The following is a 17,449-nucleotide window of genomic DNA, read 5'->3' on the forward strand; positions in this document are numbered from 1 at the left end:
CTCCCTCCGTCAGTCGGGCCGCGTTCGCGACCTCTCGTCGAGCCACGCCTGCAGGATCGCGACGGCGGCGGCCTGATCGATGACCGATCGCTGTCCCCGTGCCGTCACTCCGCTCTCGCGGAGGGCGCGCGACGCACTCACCGTAGTGAGGCGCTCGTCGGCGAGTCGAACCGGGACCGGATCGACGACGCGGGCGAGTCGCTCGGCGAACGCGATCGCGGCGTCGGCCGAGGTCCCCTGGCGTCCCTTCAGCGTCCGGGGCAGGCCGACGACGACCTCCACGGCCTCGTACTCCTCGACGATCGCGGCGAGGCGTCGCAGATCCGGTGCCGCCAGGCCGCGCTCGCGTGAGCGCGGGACCGTCTCGACGGGCGTCGCGAGGATGCCGTCGGGGTCGCTCGACGCGACACCGATGCGCACGGAACCGACGTCGATCGCGATGCGCCGGCCGCGGCCCGGGTCGTCCACCCCGGGCCGGTCGGGTTCCGGCACGCTCAGCCCGCGATCTCGGCGACCCGGTCCCGAACGACGCCCAGCGCCTGCGGGATGCCCGTCGGGTCGGACCCTGCCCCCTGTGCCATGTCGGCCTTGCCGCCGCCGCGTCCGCCGACGAGCGGCGCGAACTCACGGACGAGATCGCCTGCGCTCACACCGAGATCCTGTGCGGCGCGGTTGGTGGCGGCGACGAACGGAACCTTGCCGTCGGCGTCGCCGAGCAGCACGACGACCGCCGCGTCCGCACCCATGCGACCGCGGATGTCGCCCACCAGGGTGCGCAGATCCGCGGCGCTCACACCGCTCGGTGCCGCCTCGGCGACGAGCCGGACGTCGCCGACCCGCTCCGCCTTGTCCGCGAACGTGCCGGCCGCGGAGAGCACCGCCTTCGCACGCTCGGCGTCGAGCGCCTTCTCCGCGACACGCAGGCGATCGACGAGCGACTCGACCCGCGCGGGGATCTCCTCGGCGGGAACCTTGAGCGACGACGACAGCCCGGCGAGCAGTGCGCGTTCCTTCGCGAGATGGCGGTACGCGTCGAGCCCGACGTACGCCTCGACGCGGCGCACGCCCGAGCCGACCGACTGCTCACCGAGCAGCGTGACCTGACCGATCTGGGCGGACGTCGCGACGTGCGTGCCGCCGCACAGCTCCATCGAGAACGGGCCGCCGATCTCGACGACGCGGACGCGGTCGCCGTAGTTCTCGCCGAAGAGCGCCATCGCGCCCATCTTCTTCGCCTTGTCGAGATCGGTCTCGAAGGTGTTGACTGCGTAGTTCTCGGCGATCGCCTCGTTCGCGACGGCCTCGATCTCCTGCTTCTGCGATTCGGCGAGCTGTCCCTGCCACGAGAAGTCGAAGCGCAGGTAGCCGGGCCTGTTGAGCGAGCCGGCCTGGACCGCGTTGGGGCCGAGCACCTCTCGCAGTGCCGCATGGACCATGTGCGTTCCGGAGTGTCCCTGGGTCGCACCCTTGCGCCACTGCGGATCGACCGACGCGACGACGGTGTCGCCCTCGGTGAGCTGCCCCTCGCCGATCGTGACCTTGTGCACCCACACGGTCTTCGCGATCTTCTGGACGTCGTCGACCTTCGCCGTGAGGCCGGGAGCGGTGATGGTGCCGAGGTCGGCGATCTGGCCACCGGACTCGGCGTAGAGCGGGCTGCGATCGAGGATCACCTCGACGCTCGAGCCCGCGGTCGCGGCCGGGACGCGGACGCCGCCGTCGAGAATCGCGAGGACGGTCGCCTCGGACACGAGCTCCTCGAAGCCGGTGAACTCGGTGGGACCGCGGTCGACGAACTCCTTGTAGACGGAGAGATCGGCATGCGCGTGCTTACGCGACTGCGCGTCCTCCTTCGCCCGGCGCCGCTGCCCGGCCATCAGCGACCGGAAGCCCTCCTCGTCCACCGTGAGACCCGCTTCGGACGCCATCTCGAGGGTGAGGTCGATCGGGAAGCCGTAGGTGTCGTGGAGCGTGAACGCCTGCTCCCCGCCGATCGTGCTGCCGCCCGACGCACGGACCGTCTCCGCCGCGCCCTCGAAGAGCTTCGATCCGGAGGCGAGAGTGGTGAGGAATGTCGTCTCCTCACCGACGGCGACCGTCGAGATGCGCGAGAAGTCGCTCGCGAGTTCGGGATACGACTGCGCCATCGTGTCGCGGACGACCGTCATGAACTCGAGCATCGTCGCGCCCTCGGCCCCGAGCAGCCGGGCCGAACGCACGATGCGGCGCAGCAGCCGGCGCAGCACGTAGCCGCGGCCGTCGTTGCCCGGGTTCACGCCGTCGGCGATGAGCATCGCGGCGGTGCGGGCGTGATCGGCGATGACCCGGAACCGGACGTCGTCGGTGTCCGAGGCGCCGTAGACGCGACCCGAGAGCTCCTCGGCCTTCGCGATGACGGGACGCACGAGATCGGTCTCGTACACGTTGTCGACGCCCTGCAGCAGGAACGCGACACGCTCGACACCCATCCCGGTGTCGATGTTCTTCTTCGGCAGCGGACCGAGGATCTCGAAGTCGTCCTTGCCGATGCCCTCGCCGCGCTCGTTCTGCATGAAGACGAGATTCCAGATCTCGAGGTACCGATCCTCGTCGGCCTCGGGACCGCCGTCGGCGCCGTACTCGGGGCCACGGTCGTAGTAGATCTCCGAGCACGGGCCGCACGGACCCGGGATGCCCATCGACCAGTAGTTGTCGGCCATCCCGCGGCGCTGGATCCGCTCCTCCGGAACGCCGACGACGTCGCGCCAGATCCCGAGCGCCTCGTCGTCGTCGAGGTAGACCGTCACCCAGATGCGCTCGGGGTCGAACCCGTACCCGCCGTCGTCCTGCGAGCCGGTGAGCAGCGACCACGCCTTGGTGATCGCGCCCTCCTTGAAGTAGTCGCCGAAGCTGAAGTTGCCCGCCATCTGGAAGAACGTGTTGTGCCGCGTCGTGACGCCGACGTTCTCGATGTCGAGGGTGCGCACGCACTTCTGGACGCTCGTCGCGGTGTCGAACGGCGGGGTCTGCTGACCGAGGAAGTACGGCACGAACTGCACCATGCCCGCGTTGACGAACAGGAGGTTCGGATCGTCGAGAATCAGCGAAGCGCTCGGCACCTCGGTGTGGCCGGCCTCGACGAAGTGGTCGAGGAAGCGCCTGCGAATCTCGTGGGTCTGCACTGAAACGGTCCTTGTTCTCCGGTCGCGGGCATCTGGTCGCGAGAAGGTCCCCCTCGGCGGCGAGGCATGCGAAGGGGCGTGCGGGTCACACACGCGCCGTCCAGCTTAACCGCCGGACGCCACCTCTCCCGCGCGGGCGTGGCCGAGCACACCGAAGCCCTCGGGCAGCCCGGATCGGCCGGTCAGCGCGAACAACACGGTGCGGGCCTCACCCGCGCGGACCGCGATCTCCCCGGCGAGGGCGAGGGCGCTGTCGGCGACCGGCGTCGGCAGAGCGGCCTCGACATCCGCGGCCGTCGCGATGTCGAGCGTGTGGACGGCGAGCTCGAACGTGCGAGTCCGCAGGTACTCCGACACCCGCATTCCGCCGACGGGAGTGGCCACGATCCAGTCGTCGTCGAGCCGCTGCAAGGTCTCGCACGCGTGACGGTGATGCTCGCGCAACCGCGCGACGGGATCGGCGCCGAGCGCTCGCCCCGCGGTCACGCCGCGGCGCACGGTGTCCGGCGACTGCGCACGATCGGCGATCGCGGCGTAGTAGTCCGCGGCGGACTCGATGTCGACGCGGGACGCCGGCGTCCCGCAGTACGTCACGACGGTGCTGAGCGACCGGCCCGCGTGCCCGACGAGCGAGCGCATCGACCACTCGCCGAGGCCGGGCACGTCCCATCCGTCGTGCGGGAGGCGCTCGACGGTGGCGACGAGGGTCGCCGCGGCCGAGCAGAAGGGATCGAACGCCGAGTGCAACGTGGGATGTACCGCCATGTCGTCGCCTTTCGCCGAACCGGCTCCCCACTGCTACCCGCGGCGCCGGCCGATACCGCGCACGATCGCGCGCAGCCGATCGAGTCGTTCCCCGATCGCGCGTTCCACACCGCGACCGGTCGGCTCGTAGTAGTCCACGCCGACGAGTTCGTCGGGCGGATACTGCTGCTCGAGGACGCCGTCGGGGTGGTCGTGGGGGTACCTATAGCCTACGGCGTTTCCCAGGCCCGCGGCCCCGGCGTAGTGCCCGTCACGCAGATGCGGCGGCACCGCCCCCGACTTCCCCGCAGCGACGTCGCTCATCGCGGCGCCGATCGCGGCGACGACGCCGCTCGATTTCGGGGCGGTCGCGAGATGGATGGTCGCCTGGGCCAGCGCGAGCCGCGCCTCGGGCATGCCGATGAGCTGCACGGCCTGTGCCGCTGCCGTCGCCGTCTGCAGTGCCGACGGATCGGCCATGCCGATGTCCTCCGACGCGTGGACGACGAGACGGCGCGCGATGAAGCGCGGGTCCTCCCCCGCGGTGATCATGCGAGCGAGATAGTGCAGCGCGGCGTCGACGTCGGACCCGCGGATCGACTTGATGAACGCGCTGACGACGTCGTAGTGCTGGTCGCCGTCGCGGTCGTAGCGCACCGCGACCTTGTCGACGCTCGCCTCGACCGTCGCGAGATCCAGCACGGCGTCGCCGTCTCCCGCCGCGGCCAGCGCGGTTCCGGCCGCGGCCTCGAGTGCGGTGAGCGCGCGCCGGGCGTCGCCGGATGCGAGCCGCACGAGATGCGCGAGCGCGTCGTCGTCCACCGTGAGCGCACCGCCGAGGCCGCGCTCGTCGACGCGGGCGCGTTCGAGCAGCGCGGCGATGTCGTCGTCGCCGAGCGGCTGGAGCTGCAGCACGAGCGAGCGCGAGAGCAGCGGCGAGACCACGGAGAACGACGGATTCTCCGTCGTCGCCGCGACGAGCAGGACGATCCGGTTCTCGACGGCCGCGAGCAGTGCGTCCTGCTGCGTCTTGGAGAACCGGTGCACCTCGTCGATGAACAGGACCGTCTGCTCGCCCGACAGCAGGCGGCGGCGCGCGAGGTCGATGACGCCGCGCACCTCCTTGACACCCGCGGACAGCGCCGAGAGCGCCTCGAAGCGGCGGCCCGTCGCACCGGAGATCAGCGACGCGAGCGTCGTCTTCCCGGTGCCGGGCGGGCCGAAGAGGATCACGGAGGCCGCGCCCGATCCCTCGACGAGCCGTCGCAGCGGCGCACCGGGACCGAGCAGATGCTGCTGGCCGACGACCTCGTCGAGCGTGCTCGGCCGCATCCGGACGGCGAGCGGCGCGCCGGCCGGGACCCGGTCGCCGCGCGGGGGTGCGGCGTCGGCGCTCGCTTCCGTCGCGGCGCCGTCGCCGAGCAGGTCGTCTCCGCCGAACAGATCCTCCACGGCGTCGACGCTACCGGGTCGCGGCGACGGTCCACTCGTGCCGCTGTGGTGACGACGTGCCGAACGACCGGTGAACTTCCCGGTCGTGGGCGATCCGTCCTGGACACACGACCGGTTCACTGCTGGAATCACCGCGTGCATCCGACCTCCGATTCGGCGTCGCCCGGTTCCCGCGGCTCACGAGCGTTCCGGCGCCGCACCTTCCTCGGCTCCGCCGCGCTCGCGACCGGCGCGGCCCTCGCCCTCCCCCGATTCGCGGGCGCCGCACCGGCGGTCTTCGCGCACGGCGTCGCCTCGGGCGACACCGCTGCCCGACGCCGTGCTCGTGTGGACGCGTGTCACCCCGTCCGCCGACTCCCTGCCGGGATCCGGCAGCGGGCCCGAGGTGGACGTCTCGTGGCAGCTCGCACTCGACCCGGAGATGAGTCGCGTGGTGCGGTCGGGAACCGAGCGCACCGGCCCGCAGCGCGATCACACCGTCAAGGTCGACGTCACGGGCCTCTCGCCCGACACGACCTACTGGTACCGCTTCCGATGCGACGGCGTCGACAGCCCGGTCGGGCGCACCTGGACGGCACCGCACGTCGACGCCGCCCTCGACCGGCTGCGCCTCGGTGTCGTCTCGTGCTCGAACTGGGAGGCGGGCTGGTTCGGCGCGTACCGGCATCTCGCGGAGCGCGACGACCTCGACGCCATCGTCCACCTCGGCGACTACCTCTACGAGTACGGACCCGGAAAGTACGGCGGCCGAGGCGGTTCGGTGCGCATCCACGAACCCGCGCACGAGATGGTGACGCTCGCGGACTACCGGATCCGGCACGCCCAGTACAAGACGGATCCGGATCTCGCCGCACTGCACGCCCGGCTGCCGTGGATCACGACGTGGGACGACCACGAGTCGGCGAACGACGCGCACGCGACGGGCGCCGAGAACCACGACCCCGTCACCGAGGGCTCGTGGGCGGAGCGCCGCGGAGCCGCGCTGCAGGCGTATCTCGAATGGATGCCGGTCCGGCCGTCGGGGACCGCCGACGATCCGAGGCTCTACCGCCGACTGCGGTTCGGGGCTCTCGCCGAACTGTCGATGCTCGATCTGCGCAGCTACCGCGACGAGCAGGTGTCCTCGCTCTCGGGCGCGGACATCGATTCGCCCGCACGCTCGATCACGGGCGCCGACCAGATGGACTGGCTCGTCCGGACCACGACGACGTCCACCGCGCAGTGGAATCTCGTCGGCAACCCCGTGATGATCGCGCCGTTCGTGGCGCCGCCGCTCGAACCCGAGCACGCACGGGCGCTCACGGAACTCACCGGCATCCCCCAGGCCGGCATCCCGCTCAACGCCGATCAGTGGGACGGCTACACCGCGGACCGTCGCCGCCTCTTCGACGCCCTCGCGTCGTCGGGACGCACCTCGACGGTCTTCCTCACCGGCGACATCCACTCGAGCTGGTGCTCGGACCTGCCGCTCGACGCCGCGTCGTATCCCGCGTCACCCGTCGTCGCGTGCGAGATGGTCGTGACGTCGGTGACGTCGCAGAACTTCGACGAGATCCTGCACATGCCGCCGCGCACGACGTCCGTCGCGATCGAGGCGGCCATCACCTCGGTCAACCGGCACATCCGGTACGTCGAACTGGACTCGCACGGGTACGGCGTGTTCGAGGTGACGCCCGACGGCGCGCAGATGGACTGGTACTTCGTCGATCCTGCCGTCCCGGGCGCACCGGCGATCCTCGGCGCGAGCCGCCGCGTTCCCGCGGGCGGGGGCCTCTCCGCCCCCGCCGGTCCGCTCCCGCCCGTCGCGTCGCGGCGCTGACGCCGCCCCCCGACCGGACGCGGACGGGGGGTCAGGCCAGGACGGCGGCGACGGACGTCGCGTGGTCCGCGAGGGCGGTGTCACCGGCACGCTCCGCGGACCGCGCGACCTGGATCCAGCGCTGGCGCAGAACGTCGAGACGCGGTGCGGCGAGGCTGTGTGTGCCGGCTGCGGCGACGCGTTCGTCGTCGCCGGGCAGGAACAGGTACGTGCTCCACCAGGCCCACACGAGCTCGGCCCGCGCGATCCGGGCCGCGAAGAACTCGTCGTCGGCGAGCGCGGGCCACATCCCGACGACCTCGGCACGCCATGCGTCCGCCATCGCGTCGGCGCGGTCCGCTGGAAGGTCGACCCGGCACAGGCAACCGGGGAACGACATCCGTGCGTACGCGATGTCGAACATCGCGTCACGGAAGCCACCCGCCTCGTAGTCGAGGAAGCGCACCCCCTCCGCGCCGATGATGACGTTGTCGGGGCACAGATCGAACGAGCTGAACGCCCGGAACCCGCCGCTGCGGAAGAACTCGGCGTTCTCTCGCACGGTGTCGACGACCTCGTCGGGGACGCTGACGCCGAGGCGCGTCGCGAGCATCGCGGGCAGGGCAGCGACGGCGTCGTCGATGTGATCGGCTGTCGGGTCGTTCTCCGCGGGAAGTCCGGCGCGGCGGAGCAGCACCGAGAAGTCCTCCTCGCGCCCGACCGTCGCCGCGTGCATGCGGCCGAGCGCCTGCGACGCTGCCATGAGGTTGTTCGTGACGCTGTCGGAGTCCGCTCCGCGCACGAGTTCGGCGAACGGGGTTGAGTCGCCGAGATCGCTCAGCACGAGCAGCCGGTCGTCGGGATCGGCGGCGATCAGCTCGGCGCCGGGCCGGCTCTCGACCGGCAGCGCCGTGGTGAACCGGTAGGACACGATCTCCCGGAGGAAGGACGTGCCCCCGGGCGAAGCGTCGTCGGCGGCGGAACTGCCCGTGCTCGGCGCAGCCGGGAAGGCGGCCGAGTCGTGTGCCTTGCGTGACGGGTGGAACTGCTTGAGGACGAGCGTCCGGGGAAGCGAGAACGGGTTCTCGGCGACGCGGACCCGCACCACGACGGAACGGCCGCTGCCCCCCAGGTCGATCGGATCCACCAATGTCACCGTTGCCCCGGTCCGGCGGGTGAGCAGCGTCTCCGCTGCCGCCACGACCTCTGAAACGGGGTCTGCCAATAGTGCCGTCATCGCGTACGAATCTACCTGTGCCGGGCGACGATCACCCGGTGCGCGGTGCATCTTGTCGATTCCGAGACCTCCGTGCCGCGCATGCGACCTTCGGCCCCACCGAGAGGGGACGCCGGGCCCGAAACGCCGCGCGGCGCCCGCCCGAACACTGCGGGCGCCGGACCGGTGTCAGTTCGCGGACGGCTCCGTCTCGGACGTCGCGCCGCCTCTCGCCGCGCCCTTCGGCTCCGGCTTCGCGTCGATCCCGGACTCCTTGCGCTGCTGCGGCGTGATCGGCGCGGGCGCGTCGGTCAGCGGATCGACGCCGCCACCCGACTTCGGGAACGCGATGACCTCGCGGATCGAGTCGACACCCGCGAGGAGCGAGGTGATGCGGTCCCAGCCGAAGGCGATACCGCCGTGCGGCGGCGCGCCGTACGAGAACGCGTCGAGCAGGAAGCCGAACTTCTCCTGCGCCTCCTCGTGCGAGATGCCCATGACGGCGAAGACGCGCTCCTGGATGTCCTTGCGGTGGATACGAATGCTGCCGCCACCGATCTCGTTGCCGTTGCACACGATGTCGTAGGCGTACGCGAGTGCCGATCCGGGGTCGGTGTCGAAGGTGTCCATCGACTCGGGCTTGGGCGAGGTGAACGCGTGGTGCACCGCCGTCCATGCGCTGTGGCCGAGGGCGACGTCGCCGCTCTCGGTCGCGTCCGCGGTCGGCTCGAACATCGGCGCGTCGACGACCCACACGAAGGCCCACGCGTCGGGATCGATGAGATCCTGCTTGCGCGCGATCTCGCCGCGGGCCGCGCCGAGCAGCGCACGCATCGGCTTCGTCGGTCCCGCGGCGAAGAAGATGCAGTCGCCGGGCTTCGCGCCGACGTGATCGGCCAGACCGGCGCGCTCGGCGTCGGTGAGGTTCTTCGCGACCGGGCCGGTCAGTTCGCCGTCCTCGCCGACGAGGACGTACGCGAGGCCCTTGGCACCGCGCTGCTTGGCCCATTCCTGCCAGGCGTCGAGCTGACGACGCGGCTGGCTCGCACCCCCGGGCATGACCACGGCGCCCACGTACTCGGCCTGGAACACGCGGAACGTCGTCTCCGCGAAGAACTCCTTGCATTCCACCAGCTCGAGGCCGAAGCGCAGGTCGGGCTTGTCGGAGCCGAATCGACGCATCGCCTCGGCATAGGTCATCTGCGGGATCGGCGTCGTGATCTCGTGTCCGACGAGCCGCCACAGCGCGACGAGGATCTCCTCGGCGAGCAGGACGACGTCCTCCTGCGTCACGAACGACATCTCGATGTCGAGCTGCGTGAACTCCGGCTGCCGGTCCGCGCGGAAGTCCTCGTCCCGGTAGCAGCGCGCGATCTGGTAGTAGCGCTCGACACCGCTGACCATGAGGAGCTGCTTGAACAGCTGCGGGCTCTGCGGCAGCGCGTAGAACTCGCCCGGATGCAGCCGCGCGGGGACGAGGAAGTCGCGTGCGCCCTCGGGCGTGGACCGCGTCAGCGTCGGGGTCTCGACCTCGACGAACTCGTGGCCGCCGAGCACCTCGCGGGCAGCGGCGTTGACCTTGGACCGCAGCCGCAGCGCGTGACCGGGACCGGGACGGCGCAGGTCCAGGTAGCGGTACTTCAGCCGGGCTTCCTCGCCGGGCTGGTCGTCGAGCTGGAACGGCAGCGGCGCGCTCTCGGCGAGGACCTCGAGCTCGCGCGCGTCGACCTCGATCGCGCCGGTCGGGATCTCGTAGTTCTGGTTGCCCTCGGGGCGCTCCTCGACGACACCGGTGACCTTGACGCAGTACTCCGCGCGGAGCCGATGTGCCTGCTCGGCGACGTCGCTCTCACGGAAGACGACCTGCGCCACGCCGGACGCGTCCCGCAGGTCGATGAAGATCACCCCACCGTGATCGCGACGCCGCGCGACCCACCCGGTGAGGGTGACGGTCTGCTCGGCGTGCTCGGGCCGCAGGGAGCCGGCGAGGTGGGTGCGCAGCACGGGGATCCTTTCGGAAGGCATGTCGGAAGGCGTGGGGTCGGGAGACGGCCCGCGCGTGTGGAAACGCACGCGGACGCGTTCGCTCTCCTGCGATATTACGGAGGCGACCGGTGCGAGCGAAAACGCGTTCCCCGCCGCACCGGAGGAGAGGACGACGGCGACCATGACCTTCGACCGCGGAACGCGCATGGACACCGGCCGCGTCCGGACGAGCAGCGGCGCCGGTGGACGCGTCGTCATGGGTGGCGGCGCGGGCGTCGTCGTCGCACTGCTGGTGGCGCTGCTGCTCGGCGGCGACCCGGGCACGCTGCTCGGAACGGTGAGCGGGAACACGGAGTCGCAGGGAGCCGCGCCGAGCCTCGACCACTGCGAGACGGGCGCCGACGCGAACGCGTACGTCGACTGCCGCGTGCTCTACACGGTCGGCAGCCTGGACGCGGTGTGGGAGACGCAACTGCCCGCGCAGACCGGCGTCGCGTACGAGCCGCCCGGTGTCGAGCTGTTCACGTCGTCGGTCGCGACGGCGTGCGGCAACGCGACGAGCGAGGTCGGCCCGTTCTACTGTCCCGCCGACCGCACCGCGTACGTGGACACGACGTTCTTCGACGTCCTGGTGTCGCGGTTCGGCGCGAACACGGGACCGCTCGCGCAGGAGTACGTCGTCGCGCACGAGTTCGGCCACCACATCCAGAACCAGCTCGGCGATCTCGGCCGTGGCCGTGCCGACTCGCGCGGCGCCACGTCGGCGAGCGTGCGCACCGAACTCCAGGCCGACTGCTACGCGGGTGTGTGGGCCCATCACGCCGACGACACCGCCGGGCCGGACGGCACGCCCTTCCTGCTGCCGCTCTCGACCGCCGACGTCGACGACGCGCTCTCGGCGGCCGCGGCCGTCGGCGACGACCGCATCGCGCGTTCGTCGGGTGCACGCGTCGACCCGGAATCCTGGACGCACGGCTCGGCCGAGCAGCGCCGGGACTGGTTCCTCGAGGGCTACGACACCGGCCGGGTCGAGGCGTGCGACACCTTCGAGCTCCTCGACCCGGCCGGAGCGTGAGGTCAGGGCTCTGCGTACGCGGTGAGCGCGTCGTCGAACCTGTCGAGGATGAACAGCGCCTGACCGTAGTTGCTCACGAGCGCGTAGCCGCCGGGGTACACGTGCCCCACACGGCCCGCGTCCGATCCCGTGACCATCGGTGTCTCGACGAGCGAGGCGACCTGCCCGTACGGCTCGATCTCGGCGGGATCGGTCATCGTCGAGCTGTAGAGCAGCATCGATCCGTCCGCGTACGTCGCGAGGTCCTCACGGGACATGTTGCGCTCCCCCGGGCCGCGCGTCGGCGTCATCCCCTCGGTGGACGGCGCGAATCGTGCCCCCGCCTCGGTGAGGATCTCGCCGACCATCGACTCGGGCCCGTATGCCCAGAAATCGGCCGGGTCGTACGAGTCGAGGAAGGACACGGTCGCCTCCGACAGCGTCGCCTGGTGCTCGTCGGCGATCTCGGCTGCGCGGGCGTCGAGTTCGGTGTCGAGTTCGTTCTTGCGGTCGGTGCGGCCGACGGCGTCGGCGACGACGTCGATGCGGCGGCGCCAGTCGCTGCGGAGCTCACCCTCGATCGGCACGAGCACGACGGGCGCGATCGCCCGCAGCGAGTCGAGCACGTTCGGGTCGGTACCGCTGTGCGACAGGATCAGATCCGGTTCGAGGGTCGCGATCTGTTCGACGGCGACGGTCTCGCCGTCGGTGACGACGGGTACGTCCCGAAGCCGGTCGAGGTACTCGGGCACGACGATCGACTCGGGCACCGACGCGACGCCGATCGGGGTGATCCCGAGGTCGAGCAGCGGCTGGGTGCCGATGTTGTGCGTGGTGACGATGCGTTGCGGATCGACGGGGATCTCGACGGGGCCGGCCGGGGTGTCGAGCATGCGGGTCGCGGCGGCCTCGCCTGCGGCATCGTCCTCCGAGTCGGTGCCGCCGCCACCGCACGCGGTCAGGAGGACGGCCGACGCGATCAGGGCGGCGACGATACGAGCAGGTCTGTTCACTGTCCGGGTCCGTTCACTGTCTCTCCCTCACTCTTCCCTCGGCCTCACGTCGAGAGCGACATTCCACGTCGAGGACGAACAGGAAAGGCTGCCCTCACTTCGGGCACCCTAACGTGAAACGGCTCACCGTGGGGCGGCCCCCGGCGGGTCGATCAGAAGAGCGTTCGTTCGGAAGGGGCGGCGCTCACCGCGTCACGCGTGGGCGCCGCCCCGGGCGATTCGGCGTTGTGGAACGGAACGTCGCGCAGTTCGGCGCGGTGACGCAGCCCGTGCCGGTCGATCAGCGGGTCGATCCGGTCCGCGAGCCAGCGGGCGTACTCGGGACTCACGTACGCGCCGCGGCCGTACAGCTCGCGGTAGCGCCGCACGAGCGCGGGGTGCTCCGCCGCGAGCCACGACAGGAACCAGCCGCGCGTGCTCCCGCGCAGATGCATCGGGAACGCCGTGACACCGACGGCGCCCGCCGCCGCGATGTCCGCGAGGAGCGCGTCGAGATGGGACACCGAGTCGGTGAGATACGGGATGACGGGTGCGACCATCACGCTGCATTCGAGGCCGGCGTCGGTGATCGCACGGATGAGGTCGAGCCGCGCCCGCGGCGAGGGCGTGCCCGGTTCGAGCGCGCGCTGCAGGTCGTGATCGCCGATCGCGAGCGACACGCCGATACCCACCGACACGCGTGCCGACGCCTGACGCAGCAGCGGCAGGTCGCGCCGGAGCAGCGTCCCCTTGGTGAGAATCGAGAACGGCGTCGCGGCCTCGGTGAGCGCGCCGATGATGCCCGGCATGAGCCGGTAGCGTCCCTCGGCCCGCTGATAGGGGTCGGTGTTGGTGCCGAGGGCGACGGGTTCGCGTTGCCACGACCGGCGGCGCAGTTCGCGGCGCAGGACGGCGGCGACGTTGAGCTTCACGACGACCTGCCGGTCGAAGTCGTCGCCGGCGTCGAGATCGAGGTACTCGTGCGTGGGCCTGGCGAAGCAGTAGCGGCAGGCGTGCGAGCACCCCCGGTAGGCGTTGACGGTGTGCCGGAACGGAAGTCGCGACTCTGCGGGCACCGTGTTCAGCGCGCTCTTGCAGAGCACCTCATGGAAGGTGATTCCCTCGAACTCCGGCGTCTGCACCGTACGCAGCACCCCCGATCGTGTGAGACCGGGAAGAGCTCCGTCGTCGACGTCGATCGCTTGTCCACTCCACCTCACGCCGTTCAGTCGAACATCTGTACGAACTCTTGTCAATCCACAGCCGCACGTGGCGCGGCGGTCCGGCGGCCCGGCGTGGGATACAGTCGTGCCTGCCGCGCACCGCGGCCTTCATCGAGCATGTTCCCGGGGGGAGACACGTCTTGAGCGACCTCGTCGTCGACACCGACGGCATCCGCGCCTACGCACGCTCGGCGGCACAGTCCGCCGAGCAGATCGGCAGCGCCGGTGCCTACGATCTCGCCGCGAACATCGCGGCCCTCACGCCGGTCCTCGGGCCGATCGGCGCCGACTTCCTCGCGGCGTTCGCGCACGCGCAGTCGACGCACGCACAGAGCGTCGCGGAACTCGCAGCGCACTACGCGGGCACCGCCGCCGCCGCCGACTCGGCGGCCGCCGGCTACGACGGCACCGACCGCGCATCCGGGGACGCCCTCGGCGGGATCGGGGAGTCTCTCGCATGAGCACCTTCGCGACACCCGAAGACGGCGGCATCGACCTGGGAATGGGCCCTGCACCCTCCCCCGGCCCGGACGCCGCCGCCGCGTCCGCACCCACCGTCGCGGACGCCCTCGGCGCCGGACCGCTCGGCGACTTCCTCTCGGCTCCGCTGCCGGACACGCCGATGGACGCGCTGCGCGAGTCGCCGCTCGGCGGTCTGCTCGACACCCCGTTGGGCACGCTCCCGGAACTGCCACCACTCCCGCAGTTGCCGCCGCTCCCACCGAATCCCATCGAAGCGCTGCTCTCGGGACAGGGCCTCGCCGGCCTCCCTGGCATCGACACCCTGCTGGCGCCGCTGACCGAACTCGGCGGGCTGTTCGGCTCCGGGTCGTTCGGCGGTGGCTTCGATCCGACGTCGCTGCTGCAGGGGCTCTCGGGAGTCCTCGATCAGGTCATGGGCATGAGCACGAGTGCGCTCTCCACCCTCGATCAGGTCTGGCAGAGTCAGGCAGCGCAGAACGTCCAGAGCGAGGGCAGGGCCGCCACCACGAGCGGCGCCGAACTCTCCGATCAGGGCCGTGCGATCGGAACCACGACGCAGACGGCCGCGGCGTGCGTCGCGCGCGGCAACGCGAATCTCGAGACGGTCGCGTCGTCGTTCGCGGCGACGGCGACGGCAGCCGCCCCGGTGATCCTGACCCCGCCGGGGCAGGCGATGCTGCTCGCGTCGGCCGCCGAGCACCTCAAGGCCGCGATCGCGATCGTCACCGGTACCCGAACCGAGCTCAACGAGTACACGCTGACGATGAACGGCCTCGCGGCCCCGGTGCCGGTTCCGCCGCCGCCCGCGGTCGGCGGTGTCTCGCCGTTCCAGATCGCGAACCAGGTCATCGAGGGCGTCGGGAAGCCGCTGCTCTCGACGGTCACCGACGGACTGAGCCAGGTCGCGCAGTCGCACGCGACGCCGTCGCTCGGTGAGAGCGGCGCTCCCGGCGACCCGGCGCGGACCTCGGCGGCCGGGCTCGGCACTGCTGCCGGTCTGGGCGGAGGCGGAGGCGGGGGCGCCGGTGGTGTCGGTGGGGTCGGCGGCGGATTCGGGGGTGGCGGCGTGAGCGCCACTCCCCCCACCGCGGCACCGTCGGTCGCCGGCGCCGTCGGCGGCGCGGTGGGCGGCGCGGCGTTCGCGACCGGTGCTGCCGGCATGGCCGGCGGCGCCGTTCCGCCGACGGCAGGCGGCGGCATGATGGGTGGTGGCGCCGGGGCGAGCGCGCGCGGCGGGCAGGGATCGGACTCCGAGCACCGCAGTTCCCCGAACTACCTGCAGGGCGTCGGCGACTCACGCTCGGAGTTCGCCGGCGACATGCCCCTCGTCGCACCCGCCGTGATCGGCGAGCAGGAACTCGACGGGGTCGACTTCGGCGAATGACCGTCCCGGGCGGTCGTCCGACGGCAGCGCTCAGTTGTCGGACAGCAGCGAGGCGACTTCGGAGTCGCTGAGCACGGCGACCCGGGGATGACCGGACCGGGCCAGCTCGACGGCCCGGTACAGCGGACGTTCGCCGAGGCCCGCACCCCGGGCCTCGGCGCGCAGCTGGTCGACGAGCACCGCCGAGACGGCGGCGGCGGAGACGTCCTCGGCCCGAGCGAGGGCGTCGGCGAGCCGCCGCAACGGCAGGATCTCGAGTTCGCGGCCACCGTCGGATCCGACGTAGAGCGCGAGCGGGACGGTGACCGTCGTCCTGTCGTCGGTGACACGCACCGCCACCTCCGCCATCCGCAGCGACCGGACCACGAGATCCACCGACTGCGCATGCGTCACGTCGACACTGCGACTGCGCAGTCCCGCGACCGCGGTCAACGTCGTCCGGTCGAGTGTGATGCCGCGGCGCAGACCCAGAACCGAGACCGTGACGACGGGAACCGCGATGACGAGTCCCGTCACGAGCCCGGCGACGGGCGTGGTGAGCAGGGCGATGAGCGCGCCGACGACGACGGCGACGACGACCGCCCCGGTCGCGACCGCGCGCACACGCGGAGCGACGAGTGCGACGGGAACCAGGTCGAGCGCGACGGGCCCGTCGGCGCCGCCGGCCGGTTCGTTCACCGGGGCACCTCGCCGAGCGATTCCGCGAGCCGCGCCACGACGGCGTCGATCGCGACGGTCTCCTGACTGCCGTCCGAGAGGTCCTTGAGCCCGATCGTCCCCTCGGCCACCTCGCGGTCGCCGAGGACGAGAGCGAACCGCGCACCCGAGCGGTCCGCCGCCTTCATCGCGCTCTTGAGGCCACGGTCGCCGTACGCGAGGTCGACCGAGACTCCGGCCGAACGCAGGCTCGCGGCGAGAACGACGAGGACCCGCTTGGCGTCGTCGCCGAGCGGCACTCCGAAGACCGCGACCCGGCCGGCGGCGGCCGTCGATCTGCCCTCGACGCCGAGTGCGAGGACCGTCCTGTCGACACCGAGTCCGTAGCCGATCCCGGACAGCGGCTGCCCGCCGAGCTGTGCCATCAGCCCGTCGTAACGGCCACCGCCACCGATGCCGGACTGCGCGCCGAGCCCGTCGTGCACGAACTCGAACGTCGTCTTGGTGTAGTAGTCGAGGCCGCGCACCATCCGCGGGTTGATCGTGTAGCGCACACCGAGCGCGTCGAGATAGGCCAGGACCGCGTCGAAGTGGCGTCTCGCCGAGTCCGACAGGTGATCGAGCATGAGCGGGGCGTCGGCGGTCATCTCCCGCACCTCGGGCCGCTTGTCGTCGAGGACCCGGAGCGGATTGATCCGCGCGCGTTCGCGGGTCGCGTCGTCGAGCGGCAGCCCGAACAGGAAGTCCTGCAACAGTTCCCGGTACTGCGGGCGGCAGCTGTCGTCGCCGAGCGAGGTGATCTCGAGCCGATAGTCGGTGAGTCCGAGCGCACGGAATCCTGCATCGGCCGTCGCGACGACCTCGGCGTCCAGCGCGGGATCGTCGACACCGATCGCTTCGATGCCGACCTGCTGCAGCTGGCGGTAGCGTCCGGCCTGGGGGCGCTCGTACCGGAAGAACGGCCCGTTGTAGCAGACCTTCACCGGGAGCGCGCCGCGGTCGAGCCCGTGCTCGACGACGGCACGCATCACGCCCGCCGTCCCCTCGGGCCGCAGCGTGACGGAGCGATCCCCGCGGTCGGTGAACGTGTACATCTCCTTGGAGACGACGTCGGTCGACTCGCCGACACCGCGCGCGAACAGTCCCGTGTCCTCGAAGACGGGGAGCTCGATGTGTCCGTATCCCGCGCGATGCGCGGCCGAGACGAAGGCGTCGCGCACCGCGACGAAGTCGGCCGATGCCGGCGGCAGGTAGTCGGGGATGCCCTTGGGGGCGGAGAACGCGCTCGCTTTGCTCACT

General features: G+C 71.4%; 13 protein-coding genes and 1 pseudogene. 4 read left to right on the forward strand and 10 right to left on the reverse strand.

Annotation, left to right across the window (positions count from 1 at the left end; all coding sequences use genetic code 11):
* Nucleotides 1–9 precede the first annotated feature (9 nt).
* The 4 genes from ruvX to RR1_RS03565 form a co-directional block, all read right to left on the reverse strand.
* Nucleotides 10–498, reverse strand: coding sequence for a Holliday junction resolvase RuvX (gene ruvX / locus RR1_RS03550; RefSeq protein WP_040773835.1), 489 nt, complete (start codon nt 496–498; stop codon nt 10–12).
* Complete coding sequence (alaS, locus tag RR1_RS03555) at nt 495–3,161, reverse strand: alanine--tRNA ligase (RefSeq protein ID WP_010838864.1); 2,667 nt, start codon at nt 3,159–3,161, stop codon at nt 495–497. The genes ruvX and alaS overlap by 4 nt, the downstream gene beginning before the upstream one ends.
* Before the next feature lie 105 nt (nt 3,162–3,266).
* Nucleotides 3,267–3,926, reverse strand: a complete 660-nt coding sequence (locus RR1_RS03560; RefSeq protein ID WP_010838863.1) for a maleylpyruvate isomerase family mycothiol-dependent enzyme — start codon at nt 3,924–3,926, stop codon at nt 3,267–3,269.
* 33 nt (nt 3,927–3,959) lie between these two features.
* Entirely contained in the window at nt 3,960–5,357 is a 1,398-nt protein-coding gene (locus RR1_RS03565) for a replication-associated recombination protein A (RefSeq protein ID WP_010838862.1), read from the reverse strand.
* A gap of 135 nt (nt 5,358–5,492) precedes the next feature.
* Here RR1_RS03565 and RR1_RS03570 point away from each other — a divergent pair.
* A pseudogene (locus RR1_RS03570) lies at nt 5,493–7,176 on the forward strand (alkaline phosphatase D family protein).
* A 31-nt stretch (nt 7,177–7,207) separates the two neighbouring features.
* Here the strand turns inward: RR1_RS03570 and RR1_RS03575 are convergent.
* The gene (locus tag RR1_RS03575; protein ID WP_040773832.1) at nt 7,208–8,392 is read right to left on the reverse strand and encodes a protein kinase family protein; all 1,185 of its coding nucleotides are present in this window, start codon (nt 8,390–8,392) and stop codon (nt 7,208–7,210) included.
* Between the two features lie 168 nt (nt 8,393–8,560).
* On the reverse strand, nt 8,561–10,375 hold the full coding sequence (gene aspS, locus RR1_RS03580) for an aspartate--tRNA ligase (RefSeq protein WP_010838858.1): 1,815 nt from the start codon (nt 10,373–10,375) through the stop codon (nt 8,561–8,563).
* 163 nt (nt 10,376–10,538) lie between these two features.
* On the opposite strand from aspS, the gene ypfJ reads away from it, so the two are divergent.
* The gene (gene ypfJ, locus RR1_RS03585) at nt 10,539–11,432 is read left to right on the forward strand and encodes a KPN_02809 family neutral zinc metallopeptidase (RefSeq protein WP_010838857.1); all 894 of its coding nucleotides are present in this window, start codon (nt 10,539–10,541) and stop codon (nt 11,430–11,432) included.
* 2 nt (nt 11,433–11,434) lie between these two features.
* Here the strand turns inward: ypfJ and RR1_RS03590 are convergent, their stop codons facing one another.
* Together RR1_RS03590 and RR1_RS03595 are read right to left on the reverse strand one after the other, a co-directional pair.
* Nucleotides 11,435–12,424, reverse strand: coding sequence for an ABC transporter substrate-binding protein (locus tag RR1_RS03590; RefSeq protein ID WP_010838856.1), 990 nt, complete (start codon nt 12,422–12,424; stop codon nt 11,435–11,437).
* A gap of 152 nt (nt 12,425–12,576) precedes the next feature.
* The gene (locus tag RR1_RS03595; protein WP_010838855.1) at nt 12,577–13,623 is read right to left on the reverse strand and encodes an Rv2578c family radical SAM protein; all 1,047 of its coding nucleotides are present in this window, start codon (nt 13,621–13,623) and stop codon (nt 12,577–12,579) included.
* A 143-nt stretch (nt 13,624–13,766) separates the two neighbouring features.
* Between RR1_RS03595 and RR1_RS03600 the strand changes: the two genes are divergently transcribed.
* Nucleotides 13,767–14,087 (forward strand): type VII secretion target, encoded by a 321-nt coding sequence (locus RR1_RS03600; protein ID WP_010838854.1) that lies wholly within the window; start codon nt 13,767–13,769, stop codon nt 14,085–14,087.
* Nucleotides 14,084–15,493: a hypothetical protein gene (locus tag RR1_RS03605; RefSeq protein WP_010838853.1), complete on the forward strand. Its 1,410-nt coding sequence runs from the start codon at nt 14,084–14,086 to the stop codon at nt 15,491–15,493. The genes RR1_RS03600 and RR1_RS03605 overlap by 4 nt, the downstream gene beginning before the upstream one ends.
* Before the next feature lie 30 nt (nt 15,494–15,523).
* Here the strand turns inward: RR1_RS03605 and RR1_RS03610 are convergent, their stop codons facing one another.
* Together RR1_RS03610 and hisS are read right to left on the reverse strand one after the other, a co-directional pair.
* Entirely contained in the window at nt 15,524–16,171 is a 648-nt protein-coding gene (locus tag RR1_RS03610; RefSeq protein WP_010838852.1) for a hypothetical protein, read from the reverse strand.
* On the reverse strand, nt 16,168–17,448 hold the full coding sequence (gene hisS, locus RR1_RS03615) for a histidine--tRNA ligase (RefSeq protein ID WP_010838851.1): 1,281 nt from the start codon (nt 17,446–17,448) through the stop codon (nt 16,168–16,170). The genes RR1_RS03610 and hisS overlap by 4 nt, the downstream gene beginning before the upstream one ends.
* Nucleotide 17,449 lies beyond the last annotated feature (1 nt).

It is taken from the genome of Rhodococcus rhodnii NBRC 100604 (assembly GCF_001894925.1).
Taxonomy (GTDB): Bacteria; Actinomycetota; Actinomycetes; order Mycobacteriales; family Mycobacteriaceae; genus Rhodococcus_F; species Rhodococcus_F rhodnii.